Origin of the sequence: Agrococcus sp. Marseille-Q4369, from assembly GCF_018308945.1 — a bacterium.
In the GTDB taxonomy this organism is placed as follows: domain Bacteria; phylum Actinomycetota; class Actinomycetes; order Actinomycetales; family Microbacteriaceae; genus Agrococcus.
The window spans coordinates 721460-742390 of record NZ_CP070501.1; the positions used below are offsets into that span (position 1 = coordinate 721460).

Annotated in this window: 19 protein-coding genes; 1 reads left to right on the plus strand and 18 read right to left on the minus strand. The window is 71.9% G+C overall.

Going from position 1 to position 20931, the window contains the following annotated elements:
• Position 1 precedes the first annotated feature (1 nt).
• The 4 genes from ctaD to JSQ78_RS03730 form a co-directional block, all read right to left on the minus strand.
• Positions 2–1735 carry an aa3-type cytochrome oxidase subunit I gene (gene ctaD, locus JSQ78_RS03715; RefSeq protein ID WP_211449486.1) on the minus strand — a complete coding sequence of 578 codons (1734 nt, stop codon included), beginning with the start codon at positions 1733–1735 and terminating at the stop codon, positions 2–4.
• Positions 1735–2637, minus strand: coding sequence for an aa3-type cytochrome oxidase subunit II (ctaC, locus tag JSQ78_RS03720; RefSeq protein ID WP_502756132.1), 903 nt, complete (start codon positions 2635–2637; stop codon positions 1735–1737). Before ctaC ends, ctaD begins: the two co-directional genes overlap by 1 nt.
• A 155-nt stretch (positions 2638–2792) precedes the next feature.
• Entirely contained in the window at positions 2793–3134 is a 342-nt protein-coding gene (locus JSQ78_RS03725; protein ID WP_211449491.1) for a HesB/IscA family protein, read from the minus strand.
• 45 nt (positions 3135–3179) lie between these two features.
• Positions 3180–4589 carry a dipeptidase gene (locus tag JSQ78_RS03730; RefSeq protein ID WP_211449493.1) on the minus strand — a complete coding sequence of 470 codons (1410 nt, stop codon included), beginning with the start codon at positions 4587–4589 and terminating at the stop codon, positions 3180–3182.
• A 44-nt stretch (positions 4590–4633) separates the two neighbouring features.
• On the opposite strand from JSQ78_RS03730, the gene JSQ78_RS03735 reads away from it, so the two are divergent.
• Positions 4634–5233: a DUF3043 domain-containing protein gene (locus tag JSQ78_RS03735; RefSeq protein ID WP_211449495.1), complete on the plus strand. Its 600-nt coding sequence runs from the start codon at positions 4634–4636 to the stop codon at positions 5231–5233.
• Positions 5234–5249: 16 nt separating this feature from the next.
• Here JSQ78_RS03735 and JSQ78_RS03740 read toward each other — a convergent pair whose 3' ends face one another.
• The 14 genes from JSQ78_RS03740 to JSQ78_RS03805 form a co-directional block, all read right to left on the minus strand.
• Positions 5250–6269 carry a quinone-dependent dihydroorotate dehydrogenase gene (locus JSQ78_RS03740; RefSeq protein ID WP_211449497.1) on the minus strand — a complete coding sequence of 340 codons (1020 nt, stop codon included), beginning with the start codon at positions 6267–6269 and terminating at the stop codon, positions 5250–5252.
• Entirely contained in the window at positions 6266–6745 is a 480-nt protein-coding gene (nrdR, locus tag JSQ78_RS03745) for a transcriptional regulator NrdR (RefSeq protein ID WP_211449499.1), read from the minus strand. Before nrdR ends, JSQ78_RS03740 begins: the two co-directional genes overlap by 4 nt.
• The gene (hisD, locus tag JSQ78_RS03750) at positions 6745–8055 is read right to left on the minus strand and encodes a histidinol dehydrogenase (protein ID WP_211449509.1); all 1311 of its coding nucleotides are present in this window, start codon (positions 8053–8055) and stop codon (positions 6745–6747) included. Before hisD ends, nrdR begins: the two co-directional genes overlap by 1 nt.
• 409 nt (positions 8056–8464) lie before the next feature.
• Entirely contained in the window at positions 8465–11974 is a 3510-nt protein-coding gene (gene dnaE / locus JSQ78_RS03755) for a DNA polymerase III subunit alpha (RefSeq protein ID WP_211449510.1), read from the minus strand.
• Between the two features lie 57 nt (positions 11975–12031).
• Complete coding sequence (locus JSQ78_RS03760) at positions 12032–12952, minus strand: RluA family pseudouridine synthase (RefSeq protein ID WP_211449512.1); 921 nt, start codon at positions 12950–12952, stop codon at positions 12032–12034.
• Positions 12952–13551, minus strand: a complete 600-nt coding sequence (gene lspA, locus JSQ78_RS03765; protein ID WP_249295878.1) for a signal peptidase II — start codon at positions 13549–13551, stop codon at positions 12952–12954. The genes JSQ78_RS03760 and lspA overlap by 1 nt, the downstream gene beginning before the upstream one ends.
• Positions 13552–13559: 8 nt before the next feature.
• Positions 13560–14354, minus strand: a complete 795-nt coding sequence (locus tag JSQ78_RS13985) for a DivIVA domain-containing protein (RefSeq protein WP_283245029.1) — start codon at positions 14352–14354, stop codon at positions 13560–13562.
• A gap of 115 nt (positions 14355–14469) precedes the next feature.
• Positions 14470–14778 (minus strand): YggT family protein, encoded by a 309-nt coding sequence (locus JSQ78_RS03775; RefSeq protein ID WP_249295879.1) that lies wholly within the window; start codon positions 14776–14778, stop codon positions 14470–14472.
• A 10-nt stretch (positions 14779–14788) separates the two neighbouring features.
• Positions 14789–15259, minus strand: coding sequence for a cell division protein SepF (locus tag JSQ78_RS03780; protein WP_211449514.1), 471 nt, complete (start codon positions 15257–15259; stop codon positions 14789–14791).
• A 27-nt stretch (positions 15260–15286) separates the two neighbouring features.
• Positions 15287–15961, minus strand: coding sequence for a YggS family pyridoxal phosphate-dependent enzyme (locus JSQ78_RS03785; protein ID WP_211449516.1), 675 nt, complete (start codon positions 15959–15961; stop codon positions 15287–15289).
• Position 15962: 1 nt separating this feature from the next.
• Entirely contained in the window at positions 15963–17129 is a 1167-nt protein-coding gene (ftsZ, locus tag JSQ78_RS03790; RefSeq protein WP_249295881.1) for a cell division protein FtsZ, read from the minus strand.
• A gap of 201 nt (positions 17130–17330) precedes the next feature.
• Complete coding sequence (locus JSQ78_RS03795) at positions 17331–18440, minus strand: FtsQ-type POTRA domain-containing protein (RefSeq protein ID WP_211449518.1); 1110 nt, start codon at positions 18438–18440, stop codon at positions 17331–17333.
• Entirely contained in the window at positions 18437–19852 is a 1416-nt protein-coding gene (gene murC, locus JSQ78_RS03800) for a UDP-N-acetylmuramate--L-alanine ligase (RefSeq protein WP_211449520.1), read from the minus strand. Before murC ends, JSQ78_RS03795 begins: the two co-directional genes overlap by 4 nt.
• Positions 19849–20931, minus strand: coding sequence for a UDP-N-acetylglucosamine--N-acetylmuramyl-(pentapeptide) pyrophosphoryl-undecaprenol N-acetylglucosamine transferase (locus JSQ78_RS03805; RefSeq protein ID WP_211449521.1), 1083 nt, complete (start codon positions 20929–20931; stop codon positions 19849–19851). Before JSQ78_RS03805 ends, murC begins: the two co-directional genes overlap by 4 nt.

The following is a 20931-nucleotide window of genomic DNA, read 5'->3' on the forward strand; positions in this document are numbered from 1 at the left end:
GTCAGCGCACCTCCTCGTCCGAGAGATCCACGACCGGACGCTGCGGGGCGTCCTTGAGGGCGCCTACCCCGACGCCGTACTGCATGCCCGCGTTCGGGTGGTGCAGGTCGAACGCCGGCGACTCCGAGCGGATGCGCGGGATCGAGTGGAAGTTGTGGCGCGGCGGCGGGCAGCTCGTCGCCCACTCGAGCGAGCGGCCGGTGCCCCACGGGTCGTCGACCGTCACGCGCGGCGCGGTGCGCGCCGTGATCCAGACGTTCCAGAGGAACGGGATCATCGACAGGCCGAGGATCATCGAGCCGACCGTCGACACCTGGTTCATCCACGTGAAGCCATCCTCCACGAGGTACGTGTAGTACCGCCGCGGCATGCCCATCACGCCCAGCCAGTGCTGGATGAGGAACGTCATGTGGAAGCCGATGAACAGCATCCAGAAGTGCACGTGCCCGAGCCGGTCGTTGAGCATCTTGCCCGTCCACTTCGGCCACCAGAAGTAGAAGCCGGCGAACATCGCGAACACCACGGTGCCGAACACGACGTAGTGGAAGTGCGCGACCACGAAGTACGTGTCGGAGATGTGGAAGTCGAGCGGCGGCGAGGCGAGGATGACGCCCGTGAGGCCACCGAACGTGAACGTCACGAGGAACCCGAGCGTCCAGATCATCGGCGACTCCCACGTGATGGAGCCTCGCCACATCGTGCCGATCCAGTTGAAGATCTTCACACCGGTGGGCACCGCGATGAGCATCGTCATGAGCGCGAACCACGGCAGCAGCACCGTGCCGGTGACGTACATGTGGTGCGCCCACACCGTGACCGACAGCGCAGCGATGGCGATCGTCGCGCCGACGAGCGTGTTGTAGCCGAAGATCGGCTTCCGCGCGAACACCGGGATGATCTCGGAGATGATGCCGAAGAACGGCAGCGCGATGATGTACACCTCTGGGTGCCCGAAGAACCAGAACAGGTGCTGCCAGAGCACAGCTCCGCCGTTGGCCGGATCGTAGATGTGGCCGCCGAGGATGCGGTCCATCGCGAGGCCGAACATCGCGGCCGCGAGCACCGGGAAGACGACGATCACGAGGATCGACGTGATGAGGATGTTCCAGGTGAAGATCGACATCCGGAACATCGTCATGCCGGGCGCGCGCATCGTGATGATCGTCGTGACGAAGTTGACGCCACCCATGATCGTGCCGAAGCCCGAGAGGCCCAGCCCGAGCACCCACAGGTGCCCGCCGATGCCGGGCGAGAACGCGGTCGTCGACAGCGGCGTGTAGGCGAACCAGCCGAACGAGGCGGCGCCCTGCGGCGTGAGGAAGCCGGCGACCGCGATGAGCGAGCCGAACGAGAACATCCAGTACGCGAGGGCGTTGAGGCGCGGGAACGCGACGTCCGGGGCACCGATGTGCAGCGGCATCATGACGTTCGCGAAGCCCGCGAAGAGCGGCGTCGCGAACATCAGCAGCATGATCGTGCCGTGCATCGTGAAGAGCTGGTTGTACTGCTCCTCCGTCGGCACGACCTCGAGGCCCGGCGCGAACAGCTGGGCGCGGATCAGCAGCGCCATGACGCCGCCGATCAGGAAGAAGAGGAACGACGTGATCAGGTAGAGGTACCCGATCGTCTTGTGGTCAGTGGTGGTGATCCACTTGACCAGCACGTTGCCCTTGCGCTCAGCCCCCGGGCTCAACGCCGGTCGCGTCTGCGTACCGGGCGTCACCGTGGCAGTCATCAGCGGTCCTCGCCTTCGTTGGTCGTGTCGACGTCCGCGTCGCGGTCGGGGTCGACGTTCTCGTCGCCGGAGAAGGGGTTGATCGACTCGCCGATCTCACCCACGAAGCCCTGCTGCTCGAGGCTCTCGAGGTACGCGTCGTACTCCTCGGGGCTCACGAGCTCGACGTTGAAGAGCATGTACGCGTGGTACTCGCCGCAGAGCTCGGCGCACTTGCCGCGCAGCACGCCCTCCTGGTCACCGGTCTCGAAGTACATGTGGTTGGTGATGCCGGGCAGCATGTCCTTCTTGTACAGGAACTCCACCACCCAGAACGAGTGCGCGACGTCGCGCGCCTCGAGCGTGATCTCGATCGACGAGTTGGTCGGCAGGTACAGCGTCGGCAGCGAGTCGGCCTGCATCTGGCCCGTCTCGGGGTCGTTCTGCACCTGGATGCCCTGGTAGTAGACCGGGTCCTGGCCCTCGCGCTCGTAGACGAAGTCCCACGACCAGCGCTTGCCGTAGACGGTGAGCGAGTAGTCCGGGTCCTCGATCGGCTCCTCGATGATCGCCTGGTCACGCGCCGTGAAGGCGAAGAAGCCGGCGACGAGCACGACGGGCACGAGCGTGAAGAAGATCTCGATCGGCATGTGGTACCGCAGCTGCACCGGCAGGCCAGTCTGGCCGCGGCGGCGGCGGTACGCGATCGCGGCCCAGATCATCAGGCCCCACGTGATGATGCCGACGCCCATCAGGACGATCCACGAGGTCGTCCAGAGCCCCATGATGCGGTCGACGTGGTTCGTCAGGCCCGGCTCGGAAGGCATGTACCCCTGCAGCTGAGCCTGGGTGCATCCCGCGAGCGCAAGAGCGACGACCACCGCGACCGGGGCGGCGATCCAGCGAGATCGACGATTGCGCAATGTCTTCCTCCGAGTCGTTGAGCAGTCTGCTTCGATCCTAGTACCCACAGACGGCGCTCAGGCCTCGGCGACGCTCCTCCCAAGCGGCCGTGCAATGGCGAAGCGCCGCGGTTCCGGAGGAATCCGCGGCGCTTCGGCGTGGGGCCTTGCGTCGGTCAGTGGAAGGAGTCCCCGCAGGCGCAGGATCCGCCCGCGTTCGGGTTGTCCATCGTGAAGCCCTGCTTCTGGATCGTGTCCTCGAAGTCGATCGTCGAGCCGTCGAGGTAGGGCACGCTCATGCGGTCGACGACGACCTCGACGCCGTCGAAGTCGCGCACGACGTCGCCGTCGAGCATGCGCTCGTCGAAGTAGAGCTGGTAGATGAGCCCCGAGCATCCGCCCGGCTGCACGGCGACGCGCAGCCGCAGGTCGTCGCGGCCCTCCTGGTCGAGCAGGCGGCGCACCTTGTCGGCGGCCGTGTCGGTGAGCATGACGCCGTGCGTCGCGACATCCGTCATGGTTCGCTCCCTTCGAGTCGGCCGGGCTGGGCCGGCGGCCCCAGTCTACGCCTCGAGATCTCCCGCGCGCGCGAGCAGCAGCGCCTCGGCCCCGATCGCGCGCTTGAGCACCCCGAGGTGCTGCGACTCGTTCGGGCTGTGCGCCATCGTGCCGGGGTCCTCGACGCCCGTCACGAGGATCTGCGCGCCCGGGAACTGGGCGACGAGGTCGGCGATGAACGGGATGGACCCGCCGATGCCGGCCTCGACGGGCTCCGCACCCCACGCATCCGCCATCGCGCGCTTCGCCTCCGCGGCGCCCCAGCCCGTCGCGTCGACGAGGAAGGGGTCGCCGAGGTCGACGTCGGTGATCTCGAGGTGCGCGCCGAACGGCACGTGCGCGCGCAAGTGGCGCTCGATCGCGGCGAACGCGTCGGCGGCTGACTGGCCGGGCGCGATGCGGGTCGAGAGGCGGAAGCGCATCGTCGGGAGGATCGTGTTGGATGCGTCGGGCACGCTCGGCGCGTCGACGCCCGTGATCGTCGCGGCCGGCTTCGCCCACAGGCGGCGCAGCAGCGGCCCGGTGCCGATGAGCTCGACGCCATCGAGCACGGCGGCCTCGTCGCGGAGGTGCTGCTCCGACTGCTCGGGCACGTCGAGGTCGGCCTCGGTGAGTCCCTCGATCGCGACCGAGCCCTCGTCGTCCCAGATGGTCGCGGCGAGCTTCGCGAACGCGAGCATCGCATCCGGCACCGCCCCGCCGTACATGCCGGAATGGCTCGCGTGGCCGAGCGTCGTGATGCGCACGTTGAGCGCGACGTTGCCGCGCAGCGCGACCGTGAGCGAGGGCGTCTCGGTCGACCAGTTGTCGCTGTCGGCGACGACGATGACGTCGGCGCGCAGCGCGTCGGCGTGCAGCTCGAGGAAGCGCTTGAAGGAGCGGGAGCCGTGCTCCTCCTCCCCCTCGATGAAGAGCGCGAGGCCGACCTCGGGGTCGAGCACCTCGGCGAGCGCGCGGACGGCGGCGATGTGCGTGATGACGCCGGCCTTGTCGTCGGAGGCGCCGCGGCCGTAGAGGCGGCCGTCGAGCTCGGTCGGCTCGAACGGGGGCGTGCGCCACAGCGCCTCGTCGCCCCACGGCTGCACGTCGTGGTGGGCGTAGAGCAGGATCGAGGGCTTGCCGCTCCGCGCCGCGCGGGTCGCGAGCACGGCGGGCTGGCCGAGCTCGTCGGAGTCGCCGATCGGCGCGCGCTCGATCGAGACGCGCTCGAAGACGCCGGTGCCCTCGGCGAGCGCCGCGACCGCCTCCGCGCTCTCCTGCACGCGCGCGGGGTCGTAGGCGTCCCACGAGACGGAGGGGATGCGCACGAGCGCCTTCAGGTCGTCGACGGCGCGGGCGAACCCGGCCTCGACGGCGGCGAGGATGGCCTGGTCGCGCTCGGGGAGCGCGCTGGAGTCTGCGGAGGCGTGAGTCATGCGCTCGATCCTAGGCGCGGCCCCGGCACGTGCGCGGCGGTAGGATGAGGGTTCACCTGGCCGACAACGAGAAGGACCTCCCCGTGGCCCTGTTCCGCCGTTCCGCCGACGACAAGGCCGTCGCCGCTCCCGCGCCCGAGGCTCGTCGCACGCCCAAGCAGTCGGAGCAGGTCGCCCGCAATCGCCGGCCGCTCGTGCCGGAGGACCGCAAGGAAGCCCGTCGCCAGATGCAGGACAAGATGCGGGCGGAGCGCGAGAAGGCGCGCCGCGGCTTCGAGGCCGGCGACGAGAAGTACCTGCCGGCGCGCGACAAGGGCCCCGTGCGCCGCTACGTGCGCGACTTCGTCGACGCGCGGCTCTCCATCGGCACGCTCGCGATGCCGATGATGATCGTCGTGCTCGTGATGACGTTCCTCAACGACCCGCAGTGGCGCCTCATCGCGAACCTCGTGCTGTGGGGCTTCGTGATCATCGTCGTGCTCGACTCGGTCTTCATGGCGTGGCAGCTGCGGCGCGCGATCCGCGGCAAGTTCGGCGAGAAGGATGCGAAGGGTCACGGCTGGTACGCGACCATGCGGTCGGTGCAGCTGCCCTTCATGCGCATGCCGAAGCCGAAGACGAAGCTCTTCAAGTACCCGGAGTGATCGGGTCGTCGGCCGATCAGCCGGCGAGCAGCCCGCGGTTGACCTCGCGCGCCCAGCCGGGCCCGCGGTAGATGAACCCCGTGTAGCCCTGCACGAGCGCGGCGCCCGCGTCGAGCCGAGCGCGCACGTCTCCGGCGGTCTCGACGCCGCCGACCGACACGACGTCGATCGCGGCGGGCAGCTCGGCCCGCAGCAGGCGCAGCACCGCGAGCGAGCGCGACGCGACGGGAGGGCCCGACAGCCCGCCCGCGCCCGCGCGAGCCACCGCATCCGCCGCCGTCCGCAGCCCGTCGCGGCGGATCGTCGTGTTCGTCGCGACGATGCCGGCGAGCTCGAGGCGCGAGGCGAGCGCGGCGATGCCCGCGACCTGCTCGTCGTCGAGGTCGGGCGCGATCTTGACGAGCACGGGCACGGGGCCCGCCGCCTCGCGCACCGCGGCGAGCAGCGGCTCGAGCAGCCGCTCCTCCTGCAGGCCGCGGAGGCCCGGGGTGTTGGGCGAGGAGACGTTGACGGCGAGGTAGTCGGCGACCGGCGCGAGCAGGCGCGCGGAGTGCAGGTAGTCGGCCTCGACGGCTGCGGCGTCGTCCGCGTCGACGACGCGGCTCTTGCCGATGTTGACGCCGATCACCGGGCGGGAGCGCGCCTCGCGAGCTGCGGCGATGCGCTCGGCGGCGGCCGCCGCTCCCCCGTTGTTGAAGCCCATGCGATTCACGAGCGCGCGGTCGTCGACGAGTCGGAAGAGCCGCGGCCGGTCGTTGCCGGGCTGCGGGCGCGCCGTGATGGTGCCGACCTCGACGTGGCCGAAGCCGAGCGCGCCGAGGCCCGCGATCATCGTCGCGTCCTTGTCGAAGCCCGCGGCGATGCCGAAGGGGGTCGGGAACTCGTGGCCGAGCGCGCGCGTCGTGAGCCGCGCATCCGTCCGCACCCCGGGGCGCGCGGCGCCGATCGCCCGGATCGCGGCGGCGCCGAGGTGGTGCGCGCGCTCGGGATCGATGTGCGCGAAGCCGTGCTGGAAGAGCAGGTCGTAGGCGGTCACCGGTCGTCCTCGGCGCCGCCCGCCGCCGCCGCGCGCTCCTCGCGGAGCGCACGGATGGCCGACTCGAAGTCGTCGAGCGAGTCGAAGGCGTTGTAGACGCTCGCGAAGCGGAGGTAGGCGACCTCGTCGAGCGCGCGCAGCGGCGGCAGCACCGCGAGGCCGATCTCGTTCGCGTCGATCTGGCTCGCGCCGGTCGCGCGCACGCTCTCCTCGACCGCTTGCGCGACGCTCGCGAGGTCGGCGTCGGTGACGGGGCGCCCGCGCACCGCCTTCCGCACGCCCTCGATGACCTTCTCGCGCCGGAAGGGCTCGAGCACGCCCGAGCGCTTCACGACCGAGAGGCTCGCGGTCTCGACGGTCGTGAACCGGCGCCCGCACTCGGTGCACTGGCGCCGGCGGCGGATCGACGTGCCGTCGTCGGTCGTGCGCGAGTCGACGACGCGCGAGTCTGGGTTGCGGCAGAACGGGCAGTGCATCAGCGCGCCTCCTCGAATCGGGCGTCGATCGCCTCGCCGTGCGCGGGCAGGCCCTCGGCGCCGGCGAGCGCGACGACATCGGCGCGCACCGCCTCGAGCGCCGCGCGGTCGTAGCGCACGACCTGCTGCGGTCGCAGGAAGGTCGCGGCGCCGAGTCCCGCGACGCGTCGCGCCTGGCCGCCCGTCGGCAGCACGTGGTTGGAGCCGGCGGCGTAGTCGCCGAGGCTCACGGGCGCGTGCGGGCCGAGGAAGATCGCACCTGCGTGACGGATGCGCGCGAGCACCCCGTCGTCGTCGCCGGTCTGGATCTCGAGGTGCTCGGGCGCGTAGGCGTCGCTCACGCGAGCGGCGGCCTCGAGGTCGGCGACGAGCACGATCGCCGACTGCTCGCCGGCGAGCGACGTCGCGACGCGCTCGGCGGCGGCGGTCGCGGCCGCGCGGCGGGCGACGGATGCGTCGACCCGGTCGGCGAGGTCGGCGCTGTCGGTCACGAGCACGGCCGCCGCGAGCTCGTCGTGCTCGGCTTGGCTCACGAGGTCGGCGGCGACGAGCTCGGGGTCGGCGGCGTCGTCGGCGATGACGAGGATCTCGGTCGGGCCGGCTTCCGCATCGACGCGCACGCGTCCGGCGACGGCGCGCTTCGCCGCGGCGACGAAGACGTTGCCGGGGCCGGTGACGACGTCGACGGGGTCGAGCCCGATGCCCGGCACGCCGTGCGCGAAGGCCCCGATCGCGCCCGCGCCGCCCATCGCGTAGACCTCGTCGACGCCGAGCAGCGCGCACGCCGCGAGGATCGTCGGGTGCGGGAGCCCGCCGTGCTCGGCTTGCGCGGGGCTCGCGACGGCGATCGAGCCGACGCCCGCAGCCTGCGCCGCGACGACGTTCATGACGACGCTCGAGGGGTAGACGGCCTTGCCGCCCGGCACGTAGAGGCCGACCCGGTCGACCGGCTGCCAGCGCAGCTCGACGACCGCGCCCGGCGCGAGCTCGACGGAGGTCGGCGGCGGCACCTGGGCTGCGGAGCCGACGCGCACGCGTGCGATCGCCGTCTCGAGCGCGGTGCGGACGGTCGGCTCGAGCGCGTCGAGCGCCTGCTCGACCGCCTCGGCCGGCACGCGGAGCTCGGCGGGCCGCACGCCGTCGAAGCGCTGGGCCTGCGCGACGAGCGCGTCGGCGCCGCGCTCGCGCACGTCGGCGATGAGCTCCTGCGCCGCGGGCAGCGCGCGCTCGACGTCGACAGCGGGCCGCGGCAGCAGCGCGCGCAGCTCCTGATCCCCGGGCAGCGTCGTGAGGTCGAGTCGTCGGAGCATGGCCTCCATCGTATTCGCGCTGCGCCCCGCCCGTCGCGAGCGGTCACTCCAGCCCCCGAGCGGTCAGTTCCGCCTGTGAGCGGTCAGTTCGGTCTGCGAGCGGTCAGTTCCGCCTGTGAGCGGTCAGCTCGGCCTGCGAGCGGTCAGTTCGGTCTGCGAGCGGTCAGTTCCGCGCGTGACAGGTCACGACGCGGAGTCCCGCGCAAGAGCGCTCCATCCACCCGCGCACCGACCGCTCACGCGCCGGACTGAGCAGTCGGGCGCGCACCTGACCGGTCACGCGCGGAGCTGACCGGTCACGCGCGGAACTGACCGGTCACGCGCGGAACTGACCGGTCACGCGCGGAGCTGACCGGTCGCGGGCCGAGTTGACCGCTCGGGCGCGGAAGTGACCGCTCGAGGTGCGCGGTCAGGCGATCGAGGCGGGGCCCAGCAGGCTCTTGATCTCGCCGAAGAGGTCGCTCGAGACGCGCACCTTCTGCGGCAGCGAGAAGACCCGCAGCACCTCCGGTCGCTCGAGCGCGAGGCGCACGTCGGTCGGCCCCGAGTGGCGCTCGAGCAGCGTGCGCAGCTCGCGCATCGCCGTCATCGACGCGCGCCGCTCGGGGATCCGCAGCTCGAGCGGCCTCGACTCGTCGACCGGCTGCACGTCGGGGGTGTCGATCGAGTTGGCGTGCACCGTGAAGCCGTCGTCGCGTGTGCGCACTCGGCCGCGCACGACGACCACTTGGTCGGGCACGAGCGCCGGGCGGAACTCGGTGTAGGTCTTGCCGAGCACCATGATCTCGATCTCGCCGCCGAAGTCCTCGACGGTGATGATGCCGTACTGGTTGCCCGAGTTCCGCGCCACCCGGTGCTGCGCGCTCGTGATGAGGCCCGCGATCATGACGGTGTCGCCGTCCTCGGCCGAGTCCCCGAGGTCCTGGATCTGGTGCGTCGCGTGCTTCGCGAGCTCGAGCTCGAGCCCCGAGAGCGGGTGGTCGGAGACGTAGAGGCCGAGCATCTCGCGCTCGAACGCGAGCTTGTCCTTCTTGCCCCACTCCGGCCGGTCGGGCACCCGGTCGGCGACCGTGTCGAGGTCGTCGAAGATGTCGCCGAAGAGGTCGACCTGGCCGTTGGCCTCGTTCCGCTTGATCGAGACGGCGGCATCGACCGCATCCTCGTGGATCTCGAGCATCGCGCGACGCGTCGCGCCCAGGCTGTCGAACGCGCCCGACTTGATGAGCGACTCGACCGTGCGCTTGTTCGCGACGCCGAGCGGCACCTTCTTCAGGAAGTCGTGGAAGCTCGAGTAGGCGCCCTCGCGCGTGCGCGCGGCGATGATGCCGTCGACGACGCCCTCGCCGACGTTCCGCACCGCGCCGAGGCCGAAGCGGATGTCGTCGCCGACGGCGGTGAAGTAGAGCGACGACTCGTTGACGTCCGGCGGCAGCACCGTGATGCCCATGCGGCGGCACTCCGAGAGGTAGAGCGCCATCTTGTCCTTCGAGTCGCCGACGCTCGTCAGCAGCGCCGCCATGTACTCGGCCGGGTAGTGCGCCTTGAGGTAGGCGGTCCAGTAGGAGATGACGCCGTAGGCAGCGGAGTGCGCCTTGTTGAACGCGTAGTCGGAGAAGGGCAGCAGGATGTCCCACAGCGCCTTGACGGCCGCGGCGGAGTAGCCGCGCTCGAGCATGCCGCCGGAGAAGGCCTCGAACTGCTTGTCGAGCTCTGCCTTCTTCTTCTTGCCCATCGCGCGCCGCAGGATGTCGGCCTGGCCGAGCGAGTAGCCGGCGACCTTCTGCGCGACCGCCATCACCTGCTCCTGGTAGATGATGAGGCCGTAGCTCTCGGAGAGGATCTCGGCGAGCGGCTCCTCGAGCTCCGGGTGGATGGGCGTGATCTCCTGCAGCCCGTTCTTCCGCAGCGCGTAGTTCGTGTGCGAGTCGGCGCCCATGGGGCCCGGGCGGTAGAGCGCGATGACGGCGGAGATGTCGCCGAAGCTGTCGGGCTTCATGAGCCGCAGGAGCGAGCGCAGCGGCCCGCCGTCGAGCTGGAAGACGCCGAGCGTGTCGCCGCGCTGCAGCAGCTCGTACGCGCCGCGGTCGTCGAGCGCGAGGGTCTCGAGGTCGAGCTCCTCCCCCCGGTTCGCGCGGATGTTGTCGAGCGCATCCGAGACGATCGTGAGGTTGCGCAGCCCCAGGAAGTCCATCTTGATCAGGCCGAGCGACTCGCACGCGGGGTAGTCGAACTGCGTGATGATCGCGCCGTCCTGCTCGCGCTTCATGATCGGGATGATGTCGATGAGCGGGTCGGACGACATGATGACGCCCGCCGCGTGCACGCCCCACTGGCGCTTGAGGTTCTCGAGGCCGCGCGCCGTCTCGAAGACGGTCTTCGCATCCGGGTCGGTCTCGATGACCGCCCGCACGTCGCCGGCCTCCTTGTAGCGCTCGTGCGACTCGTCGAAGATGCCCGAGAGCGGGATGTCCTTGCCCATCACCGCGGGCGGCATCGCCTTCGTGAGCTTCTCGCCCATCCCGAACGGGAAGCCGAGCACGCGGGATGCGTCCTTCAGCGCCTGCTTCGACTTGATCGTGCCGTACGTGACGATCTGGGCGACGCGCTCCGAGCCGTACTTCTCGGTCACGTACCGGATGACCTCCGGGCGCCGGCGGTCGTCGAAGTCGATGTCGAAGTCGGGCATCGAGACGCGGTCGGGATTGAGGAAGCGCTCGAAGATGAGGCCGTGCTCGAGCGGGTCGAGGTCGGTGATGCGCATCGCGTACGCGGCCATCGAGCCCGCGCCCGAGCCGCGGCCGGGGCCGACGCGGATGCCGTTGTCCTTCGCCCAGTTGATGAAGTCGGCGACGACGAGGAAGTAGCCGGGGAAGCCCATGTTCGAGATGACGCCCATCTCGTACTCCGCCTGCCGGTGCACCGCCTCGGGGATGCCGCCCGGGTAGCGGCGCTCGAGGCCGACCTGCACCTCGTGGCGGAACCACGACTCCTCCGTGTGCCCCTCGGGCACCGGGAAGCGCGGCATGTAGTTCGCCGACTCGTCGAACTGCACGTCGCACCGCTCGGCGACGAGCAGCGTGTTGTCGCTCGCGCCCTCGAGGTCGCGGAAGAGGTGGCGCATCTCGGCGGCCGACTTGACGTAGTAGCCGCCGCCCTCGAGCCGGAAGCGGTTCGGGTCGTCCATCGTCGAGCCCGACTGCACGCACAGCAGCGCCTCGTGGCTCTTCGCGTCGGCGGCGTGCGTGTAGTGCAGGTCGTTCGTCGCGAGCAGCGGCAGCCCGAGCCGCGTGCCGATCTCGAGCAGGTCATCCTTGACCCGCCGCTCGATCTCGAGCCCGTGGTCCATGATCTCGAGGAAGTAGTTGTTCGCGCCGAAGAGGTCGCGGTAGCTCGCGGCGGCGTCGAGCGCGGCGTCGAACTGGCCGAGCCGCAGCCGCGTCTGCACCTCGCCAGAGGGGCAGCCGGTCGTCGCGATGAGCCCCGTCGAGTAGCGCTCGAGCAGCTCGCGGTCCATGCGCGGCTTGAAGTAGAAGCCCTCCATCGAGGCGTACGAGGAGAGCCGGAAGAGGTTCGCCAGCCCCTCGTTGTTCTCGGCGAGCAGCGTCATGTGCGTGTACGCGCCGCTGCCCGAGACGTCGTCGCCGGGCGACGCGTCGGCCCCGCCCCACTTCACGCGCGTCTTCTCGCTGCGGTGCGTGCCGGGCGTGATGTACGCCTCGGTGCCGATGATCGGCTTGACGCCCTGCGCGCGCGCCGCCTTCCAGAACTCGTAGGCGCCGAAGACGTTCCCGTGGTCGGTCATCGCGACCGCCGGCATCCCCTCCGCCTGCACGGCCTTCATGAGCTCGTTGATGCGAGCGGCGCCGTCGAGCATCGAGTACTCGGTGTGGACGTGGAGGTGCGCGAAGGAGTCTGCCATGGCCCCTCGATCCTACGGCGGGGGGCCCACCGCCGGCGGCGGCGCGCTCGCCCGCTGCTACTCCTCGCGCAGCACGTCGAGCGCGTGCGCGAGCTCGGGCGAGGGCTCGGACGAGAAGACCGCCCACTCCCCCGTGCCGGGGTGCTTGAAGCCGAGCCGCACCGCGTGCAGCCACTGCCGCTCGAGCCCCAGCCGGGCGCTCACCGTGGGGTCGGCGCCGTACATCGCGTCGCCGAGGCACGGATGCCTCCTGGCCGCCATGTGCACGCGGATCTGATGGGTGCGCCCCGTCTCGAGCTGCACCTCGAGCAGGCTGCCGCCGCGGAACGCCTCGAGCGTCTCGTAGTGCGTCACGGCGTGCTTGCCGCTCGAGACGACCGCGAAGCGCCACTCATGATTGGGATGCCGCCCGATGGGCGCGTCGATCGTGCCGGCGAGCGGATCCGGGTGGCCCTGCACCGCCGCGCGGTAGGTCTTCTCAACCTCGCGGTCGTGGAAGGCGGCCTTGAGCCGCGAGTAGGCGCGCTCGCTCTTCGCGACCACCATGAGCCCGCTCGTGCCGGCGTCGAGCCGGTGCACGACGCCCTGGCGCTCGGCCGCTCCGGAGGTCGCGATGCGGAAGCCGGCGGCGGCGAGCGCCCCGACGACCGTCGGCCCCTGCCAGCCCATGCTCGGGTGCGCCGCGACGCCCGCGGGCTTGTCGACCACGACGATGTCGTCGTCGTCGTGCACGATGCCGAGGTCGGGCACGGGCGTCGCGACGATCGTGGGCTCCTCGCGCGGCTGCCAGGAGAGGTCGAGCCACGCGTCGCCGCGCAGCCGATCGGACTTGCCGAGCACGGCGCCGTCCTGCACGGCGCCGCCGCTCTCGAGCATCGCGACGACCGCGGTGCGCGAGAGGCCGAGCAGCCGCGCGATGCCGGCGTCGGCGCGCGAGCCGTCGAGCCCGGGCGGCACCTGCAGGAAGCGGGACTCCATCAGTCGCGCGCGCCCTCTGCGTCAGCACCCGGCTCGCCGGACGCATCCGCCGCCTTCGGCTCGTCGGTGTGCCGCTGCCCGTCGAGGCCGATGTTCAGCAGCACGAGCAGCACGATGCCGATCATCGACGAGACGATGAAGATGTCGGCGACGTTGAAGATCGCCGGGAAGCCCCACACCTGGATGAAGTCGACGACGTGGCCGACGAAGAAGCCCGGCTCGCGCGTGAGGCGGTCGGTGAGGTTGCCGAGCGTGCCGCCGAGGAGGCCGCCGAACGCGGCCGCCCACCAGATGGAGCGGATGCGTCGCAGCTGCGTGATGATCACCACGACGACCGCGGCGGCGAGGATCGTGAAGATCCAGGTCGAGCCGGCCGCGAGCGAGAACGCCGCGCCGGGGTTCCGCACGAAGTGCCACTGGAGCACCTCGCCGAGCACCTGCCGGCGCTCCCCCTCGGCCATCTCGGCGATGACCCACTCCTTCGCGAGGAAGTCGCCGAGCCAGACGAGCGCCGCGACCCCGAGCACGAGCCCCAGCGTGCGCCAGGAGCGCGCCGCCGCGGCCGCGCCCGGGGTCTCGGGTGCAGCGTCGAGCGTCACCGAGCGGCTCAGCTGCCGCCCTGGCCGCCGAAGGCGAGCGACGACGACCGGTCGAGGTCGCGCAGCTGGCTCTCGATGTAGCCGCGCAGCTTGAGTCGGTAGTCGCGCTCGAAGCTCTTGAGCTCGTCGATCTTCTGCTCGAGCAGGCCCTTCTGCTCGTCGAGGCGGGCCTTGGTCTGGTCGAACTCCTGCTCGAGCAGCGACTTGCGCTCCTCGGCGGCCTCCTCGATCCGCTGGGCGGTCTGCTCAGCGGCGGCGACGAGCTCGTCGCGCTTGCGCTCGCCCTCAGCGACGTGCTCGTCGTGCAGGCGCTGCGCGAGCACGATGAGGCTGTTGGCCTCGGTCTGCACGGGGTTCGCCGCCTCGGCGGCCGGCGCGGCCTGCGCGGCGCTCTCCTGCTGCTCGGCGAGCTGCTGCTTGAGCTGCTCGTTCTCGGCGCGGAGGGCGTCGAGCTCGGCGGTGTCGACCCGAGCGCTCTCGGGCTCGGCGGCTGCGACGGGCTCGGCCTGCTCGACCGGCGCGGCGTCGCGCTCGGCGAGCTGCTGCTTGAGCTGCTCGTTCTCGGCCCGCAGGGCGTCGAGCTCCGCGGTGTCGACCTCGGCGGTCGTCGCGGGCTCGGCGGGGGCGATGCCCTGGCGGAGCTGCTCGTTCTCGGCCCGGAGCCCGTCGTTCTCCTCGATGAGGCGACGCAGCTCGGTGACGACCTCGTCGAGGAAGTCGTCGACCTCGTCCTGGTCGTAGCCGTCGCGGAAGCGCGTCGTCTCGAAGCGCTTGTGGACGACGTCGTCAGGAGTCAGTGCCATGGCTTGCCTTTCTTCGTCGGCTGCCCGGCCCGAGCGGGCCTGCAGCGCAGATTCACTGTACCCGCCCTCGGACGGCATCCTGTCGATCCTAGCCAAGCGCCGACCGAGCGCGCGCTCAGGCGGGCAGGAGCCGGAACGGACCGACGATTGTCATGAGGAGCAGGAGCGCGAGCATGAGCACGACCATCGCGAGGTCGAGCATCGCGCCGCCGACGCGCACGGGCTTCACGAACCGGCGCACGAACCGCAGCGGCGGGTCGGTCAGCCGGAGGATCCACACCGACACGACGAGCCAGAAGCCCGTCGGCCGCCAGTCGCGCCGCACCTGCCGCACGAGATCGACGACGATGCGCGCGAAGAGGAGGTAGAACGCGAGCAGCGCGGCGGTGTGGACGACCCAGGCGAGGATCGAGACGAGCACCACGGGGCGCGCGTCAGTGCGAGAAGACGGCCGAGTCGGCGTCCTCGTCGATCGAGCGCGCGCCGGAGACGGCGATGTGCTCGGGCGTCAGCAGGTAGACCTTCGTCGTCACGCGCTCGATGCGGCCCTCGAGGCCCTGCGTGAGCCCGGCGGAGAAGTCGATCAGGCGACGCGCGTCGCCGTCGGTCATCTGCGACAGGTTGATGATCACGGGCGTGCCGGCGCGGAACGCCTCGGCGATCGCCTTCGCGTCCTTGTACTGGCGCGGGTGCACCGTGAGGATCTCGCTCATGTCGTTCACCTTCTGGCTCGCGCGGAGCTTCGTGACGGGTGCGCGGCGCGGCTCCTCGGCCGCGCGCTCGCGCACAGGCTGGGGCGCGCGCTCCTCGTTCTCGGCCCGCTCGACAGGACGGACCTCCTGGGTCAGCTCGTCCTCCTCGGCGAAGCCGAAGTAGATCGCAGCCTTCTTGAGTGCGTTGCTCATGGGATCCTCCTCGTGGCTGGGTTCACGCTATAAGCCGGTCGCACGGTTTCCCGTGATTGCCGTGCCGATGCGCAGGTGTGTCGCGCCGTGGTCGAGCGCCTCGCGCCAGTCCCCGCTCATGCCGGCGGAGATCCAGTCGGCGGCGGGGTCGATCGCCCGCACGCGCTCGGCGAGCGCGGCGAGCCGCTCGAAGGCGCGCGCCGGCTCCTCGTCGAGCGGCGCGACCGCCATGACGCCCCGGAGCCGGAGCGCCGGAGATGCGGCGACGCGCTCGGCGAGCGCGTCGAGCCGAGCGGGCGCGACGCCGCCGCGGTCGGGGTCGTCGGTCAGGTTGATCTGCACGAGCGCGTCGCGCACGGGGCGCTCGTCGCCCGGCTCACCGCCCTCGAGCGCCTCGACGAGCTCGTCGGAGTCGATCGAGTGCAGCACGTGGGCGTAGCGGGCCACCTGGCGCGCCTTCTTGCGCTGCAGCTGGCCGACGAAGTGCCACGTGAGTCCGAGGCCCTCGAGCTCCACCGCCTTGTCTCGCGACTCCGGGTGGCGGCTCTCGCCGAAGTGCCGGTGGCCCGCCTCGGCGAGCTCGCGCACGAGCGACGCGGGGTGGAGCTTCGTCACGACGACGAGCGTCACCTCGCGCCCGCGGCGCGCGCCCTCGAGCTCGTCGAGGAACGCGGCCAGGCGGGCGGCGGGGGTGTCGGTCACGTCAGCGGAGGAAGTCGGGGAGGAACTCGTCCTCCTCCTCGTCCACCTGGGTGAGCGGCTGCACCGGTCCGGTGAGATGGTCGGCGACGGGCGGGGCCGGGATCGGCCGGCGCTCGGCGGGGGCCTCGTGCGCACTCGGGGCGCTGTGCGACGACTCGCGCAGGCCCATCTCGGTGCGCGCCGCGGTACGGATGACGGAGTCGTCGTCCTTCGCGATAGGGCCGGCGCCGTCGAAGCCTGCGGCGATGACCGTCACGCGCACCTCGTCGCCGAGCGTGTCGTCGATGACCGTGCCGAAGATGATGTTCGCCTCGGGGTGCACGGCCTCCTGCACGAGCTTGGCCGCGTCGTAGGTCTCGTGGATGCCCAGGTTGCTCCCCGCCTGGATCGAGAGCAGCACCCCGTGCGCGCCGTCGATCTTCGCCTCGAGCAGCGGGCTCGCGACGGCGAGCTCGGCCGCCTTGATGGCGCGGTCGGCGCCGCGCGACGAGCCGATCCCCATGAGCGCGGAGCCCGCGCCCTGCATGACGGACTTCACGTCGGCGAAGTCGACGTTGATGAGGCCCGGCGTCGTGATGAGGTCGGTGATGCCCTGCACGCCCGCGAGCAGCACCTGGTCGGCGGTCTCGAAGGCCTCGACCATCGAGATGCCCATGTCGCTGATCTCGAGCAGGCGGTCGTTCGGCACGACGATGAGCGTGTCGACCTCGTTCTTGAGCGCCTCGACGCCCGCCTCGGCCTGCGCCTGGCGGCGGCGGCCCTCGAACGAGAACGGCTTCGTCACGACGCCGACGGTGAGCGCACCGAGGCTCTTCGCGATGCGAGCCACGACGGGCGCGCCGCCCGTGCCCGTGCCGCCGCCCTCGCCGGCGGTGACGAAGACCATGTCGGCACCCGCGAGCGCCTCCTCGATCTCCTCCGCGTGGTCCTCGGCGGCGCGGCGACCGACCTCGGGGTCGGCGCCCGCGCCGAGGCCCTTGGTGAGCTCGCGGCCGACGTCGAGCTTGACGTCGGCATCGCTGAGCAGCAGCGCCTGCGCGTCGGTGTTGATGGCGATGAACTCGACGCCGCGCAGGCCGAGGTCGATCATGCGGTTCACGGCGTTCACGCCGCCGCCGCCCACGCCGACCACCTTGATGACGGCGAGGTAGTTGTTGTTGGAAGTCACGGTCCCGGCCCCTCGATCGAACTCTCAACCTCTAGTTGAAGTTTAGAGAATTCCTCACTTCATGCTGACGACTCCGACGCTACGGGCGGCGGGCACGCTCGCCCGGGAGCGACTCGGTGTGTCGGCGCACGTCGCGACAAGAAAAAGAATCGTCAGATTCCGCGCGCGGTCGCAGCGGGGTCGCGGGAGCGCGAACCGCCGTCAGGAGCCGCTCACGACGGGCGTCTCGGGCGCGCTGACGTCGAGCACGAGCGCGAGCGCGGGATCCTGCGTCTCGAGCAGCGCGGCGAGCACGTCGGCCTTCAGCTGGCTCTCGTCGGCGCCGCCCCACAGCACCGTCTGGCCGCTGTGCAGCGAGAGCTGGATGTCGGACGGCGTCGGCGCCGCGATCGTCGCGGTCGTCTCGAGCACGCTCCGCGGCACCGAGACGAGCACGGTCGCGACCGCCTCGAACTCCTCGCTGCCCACCTCGACGCCGTCGAGCCGTGGCAGCGCCGCGGTCGACTCGTCGACGCCGCCGAGCACGACCCCGGCCGCGTCGATGACCGCCTCGCCGCTCTCGCCCGGCACGATCGCCGCAGGCTCGCGCTCGACGATCCGCACGATCACGGTCGACGGCGGCACGATGTCGACGCGGAAGGACTCGATCTGCGGGATGGCCTGGAGCCGCTCCGCGACCCGCTCCTCGGTGACGGTCGCGATCGGCTGGCCGATCGAGTCGGCGAGTGCTTGCTGCACCGCGGCCGCGCCGAGCCGCTCGGCGCCCTCGACCCGCACCTCGCGCACCGACATGAGCGGCGACCAGACGAGCCCGACGAGCACCGCGAGGGCGATCGCGAGCCCGCCGACGGTCAGCAGCGCGGTCCGCAGCTGGCGGCGGCGCGCGGCCGTGAAGCGCCGCACCTCCGCGCGCTCCCGGCGCACGCGCGCGCGCTTCGCGGCGCGAGCGGCGCGAGCGGTCTCGCGCGCCTCGGTGCGCTCGGCGCGGCGCTGCTCGCGCTCCGCCTCGCGCCACGCCCGGTCGACGCGCTGCGCGTGCGAGCCGCCCTCGTCGAGCGGCTCGACCGACGCCGTCCCCGCGACCGCGCCGCCCGCATCCGCCCCCTCGCCCTCGTCGAGGTCGCCGTAGGCGCTCAGCGCCCACCGCCGCTGCGGCACCGACTCGGCGGCCTCCCGCTCGAGCGCCTCGCGCCGGAGCGCCTCGCGCCGCGCGCGCACGAGCTCGGCGAGGTCCATGGTCCGCTCCCCCGCCTCCTCGGCTTCGGGTGCGGGCTCGGGCTCGACCGGCTCGAAGCCGTCGGGTCGCCTCACGCCTCGCCGCCCTCCTCGAGCGCCGAGAGCACCTGCGGGATGATGCGGTAGACGTCGCCGCACGAGAGCGTCACGATGATGTCGCCCTCGCGCGCGAGCGCGGCGGCACGCTCGGCAGCGCGCTGCCAGTCGGGCAGGTAGTCGACGTCGGCCGGGTCGGCGAACCGCTCGGCGACGAGCGCGCCGGTGACGCCCGGGATGGGGTCCTCGCGCGCGCCGTAGACGTCGAGCACGACGGTGTGGTCGGCGACGCGCTCGTAGACGGCCGCGAAGTCGCCGGCCATGTCGCGCGTGCGGGTGTAGAGGTGCGGCTGGTGGATCGCGATGATGCGCCCGTCGCCGATGACGCTGCGGGCTGCGGTGAGCGCGGCGTCGACCTCGGCGGGGTGGTGCGCGTAGTCGTCGAAGACGCGCACGCCGCGGCGCTCGCCGTGCAGCTCGAATCGGCGACCGGTGCCGCGGAACGCGCCGAGCGCCCGCGCCGCCTCGGCCGGGGCGATGCCGAGCGCGACGAGGGTCGCGAGGGCGCCCGCCGCGTTCACGGCGTTGTGCCTGCCGGGCACGCCGGCGGAGAGCTCGAAGCGGGTGCCGGCGACCTCGACGGTGCACTCGGCGCTCTCGCCGAGGCGGACGTCGAGGATGCGCACGTCGGCGCCCTCGGCCTCCCCGAAGGTCACGACGCGCTCGTGCGAGATCGACTCGCGGACGCGGCGCGCGCCCGGGTCGTCGATCGAGATGACGACGGCCTCGCTCGCGCGGTTGGCGAACTCGGCGAACGCGGCGTCGAACGCCTCCGGGGTGCCGTAGTGGTCGAGGTGGTCGGTGTCGACGTTCGTGATGAGCGCGACCGCGACGTCGTAGAGCAGGAAGGAGCCGTCCGACTCGTCGGCCTCGAGCACGAAGACGTCGGAGTCGCCGTGGCCGCTCGAGACGCTGAGCCCGGCGATGATGCCGCCGTTCACGAAGCCCGCCTCGATGCCGAGGCCGTGCAGCCCGACGACGAGCATCCCCGTCGTCGTCGTCTTGCCGTGCGCGCCCGCGACCGCGACGACGCGCTTGCCGCGCGCGAGCACGTGCAGGGCCTGCGAGCGGTGGAGCACGGGGATGCCTGCCTCACGCGCCGCGACGAGCTCGGGGTTGTCGGGCCACAGCGCGCTCGTGACCACCACCGCATCCGCCCGGTGCTCGCCCTCGACGGGGACGTTCGCCGCATCGTGGCCGATCGCGACGCTCGCGCCGCGCTCGCGCAGCCGGTCGACGGTCGCCGAGCCCGAGCGGTCGGAGCCCGAGACGGCGATGCCGGCGTCGAGCATCATGTGCGCGATGCCCGACATGCCGGAGCCGCCGATGCCGATGAAGTGCGCGCGCTCGATCGACGCGGGGATCGGCTGGGTCAGGTCTGGTTCGATCACGGCTGCCTCCTCGTGGCGGCGGCCCGCTCGATGAGATCGCACATCCGGTCGCTGCCGTCGCTCGCGCCGGCTCCCGCGGAGGCGGAGGCCATCGCCGCGAGGCGATCGGCGTCCCGCAGCAGCGGCACGAGCCGCGCGCGTACCCATTCTGCCGTGAAGTCGGCGTCGGCGACGAGCTCGGCTCCCCCGGCCGCCACCTGGTCGGCCGCGTTGAGGCCCTGCTCGCCGTTGCCGTAGGGCAGCGGCACGTAGATCGCGGGCAGCCCGACGGCCATGAGCTCGGAGACCGTGAGGCTCCCGGCGCGGCACACGACGAGGTCGGCGGCGGCGAGGGCGAGGTGCATGCGGTCGAGGTACTCGATCGCGACGTAGTGCGGCACGGTCGCCGGCTCGAAGTCGGTCTGCCGGCCGCCCGAGAGGTGCAGGATCTGCCAGCCGGCGTCGACGATGTCGCCCGCTGCCGCGACGATCGCGCGGTTGATCGACCGGGCGCCCTGCGAGCCGCCGGTGACGAGCAGGGTCGGCCGTTCGGCGTCGAGGCCGAGCTCGGCGAGCGCCTCGGCGCGGAGGCCAGCGCGGTCGAGGGCGGTGATCTCGGGGCGCAGCGGCATGCCGACGAGCTCGCCCGGCAGCCTCGTCGAGCGGTAGGAGATGCCGACGAACTCGGTCCAGCGGGCGCCGAGCAGGTTGGCCATGCCGGGCTTCGCGTTGGCCTCGTGGATGACGATCGGCACGCGCTCGAGCCGCGCGGCGCGGTAGGCGGGGGCCGACGCGTAGCCGCCGAAGCCGACCACGACCTCGATGCGCCGCTCGCGGATGAGCGCGCGCACCTCGGCGACCGCGCGTCGCCAGCGGCCCGGGAACCGCAGCGCGGCGAGGTCGGGGCGGCGCGGGAAGGGCAGCTTCTCGATCGTGGCGAGCTCGAGGCCCGCGCCCGGCACGAGCTCGCGCTCGAGCCCCTCGCGCGTGCCGAGCACGACGAGCTCGGCGCCCGGGTGCCGCTCGCGGAGCCGCTGCGCGGTCGCGAGCAGGGGGTTCACGTGGCCGGCGGTGCCGCCGCCGGCGAGCAGGACGCGCAT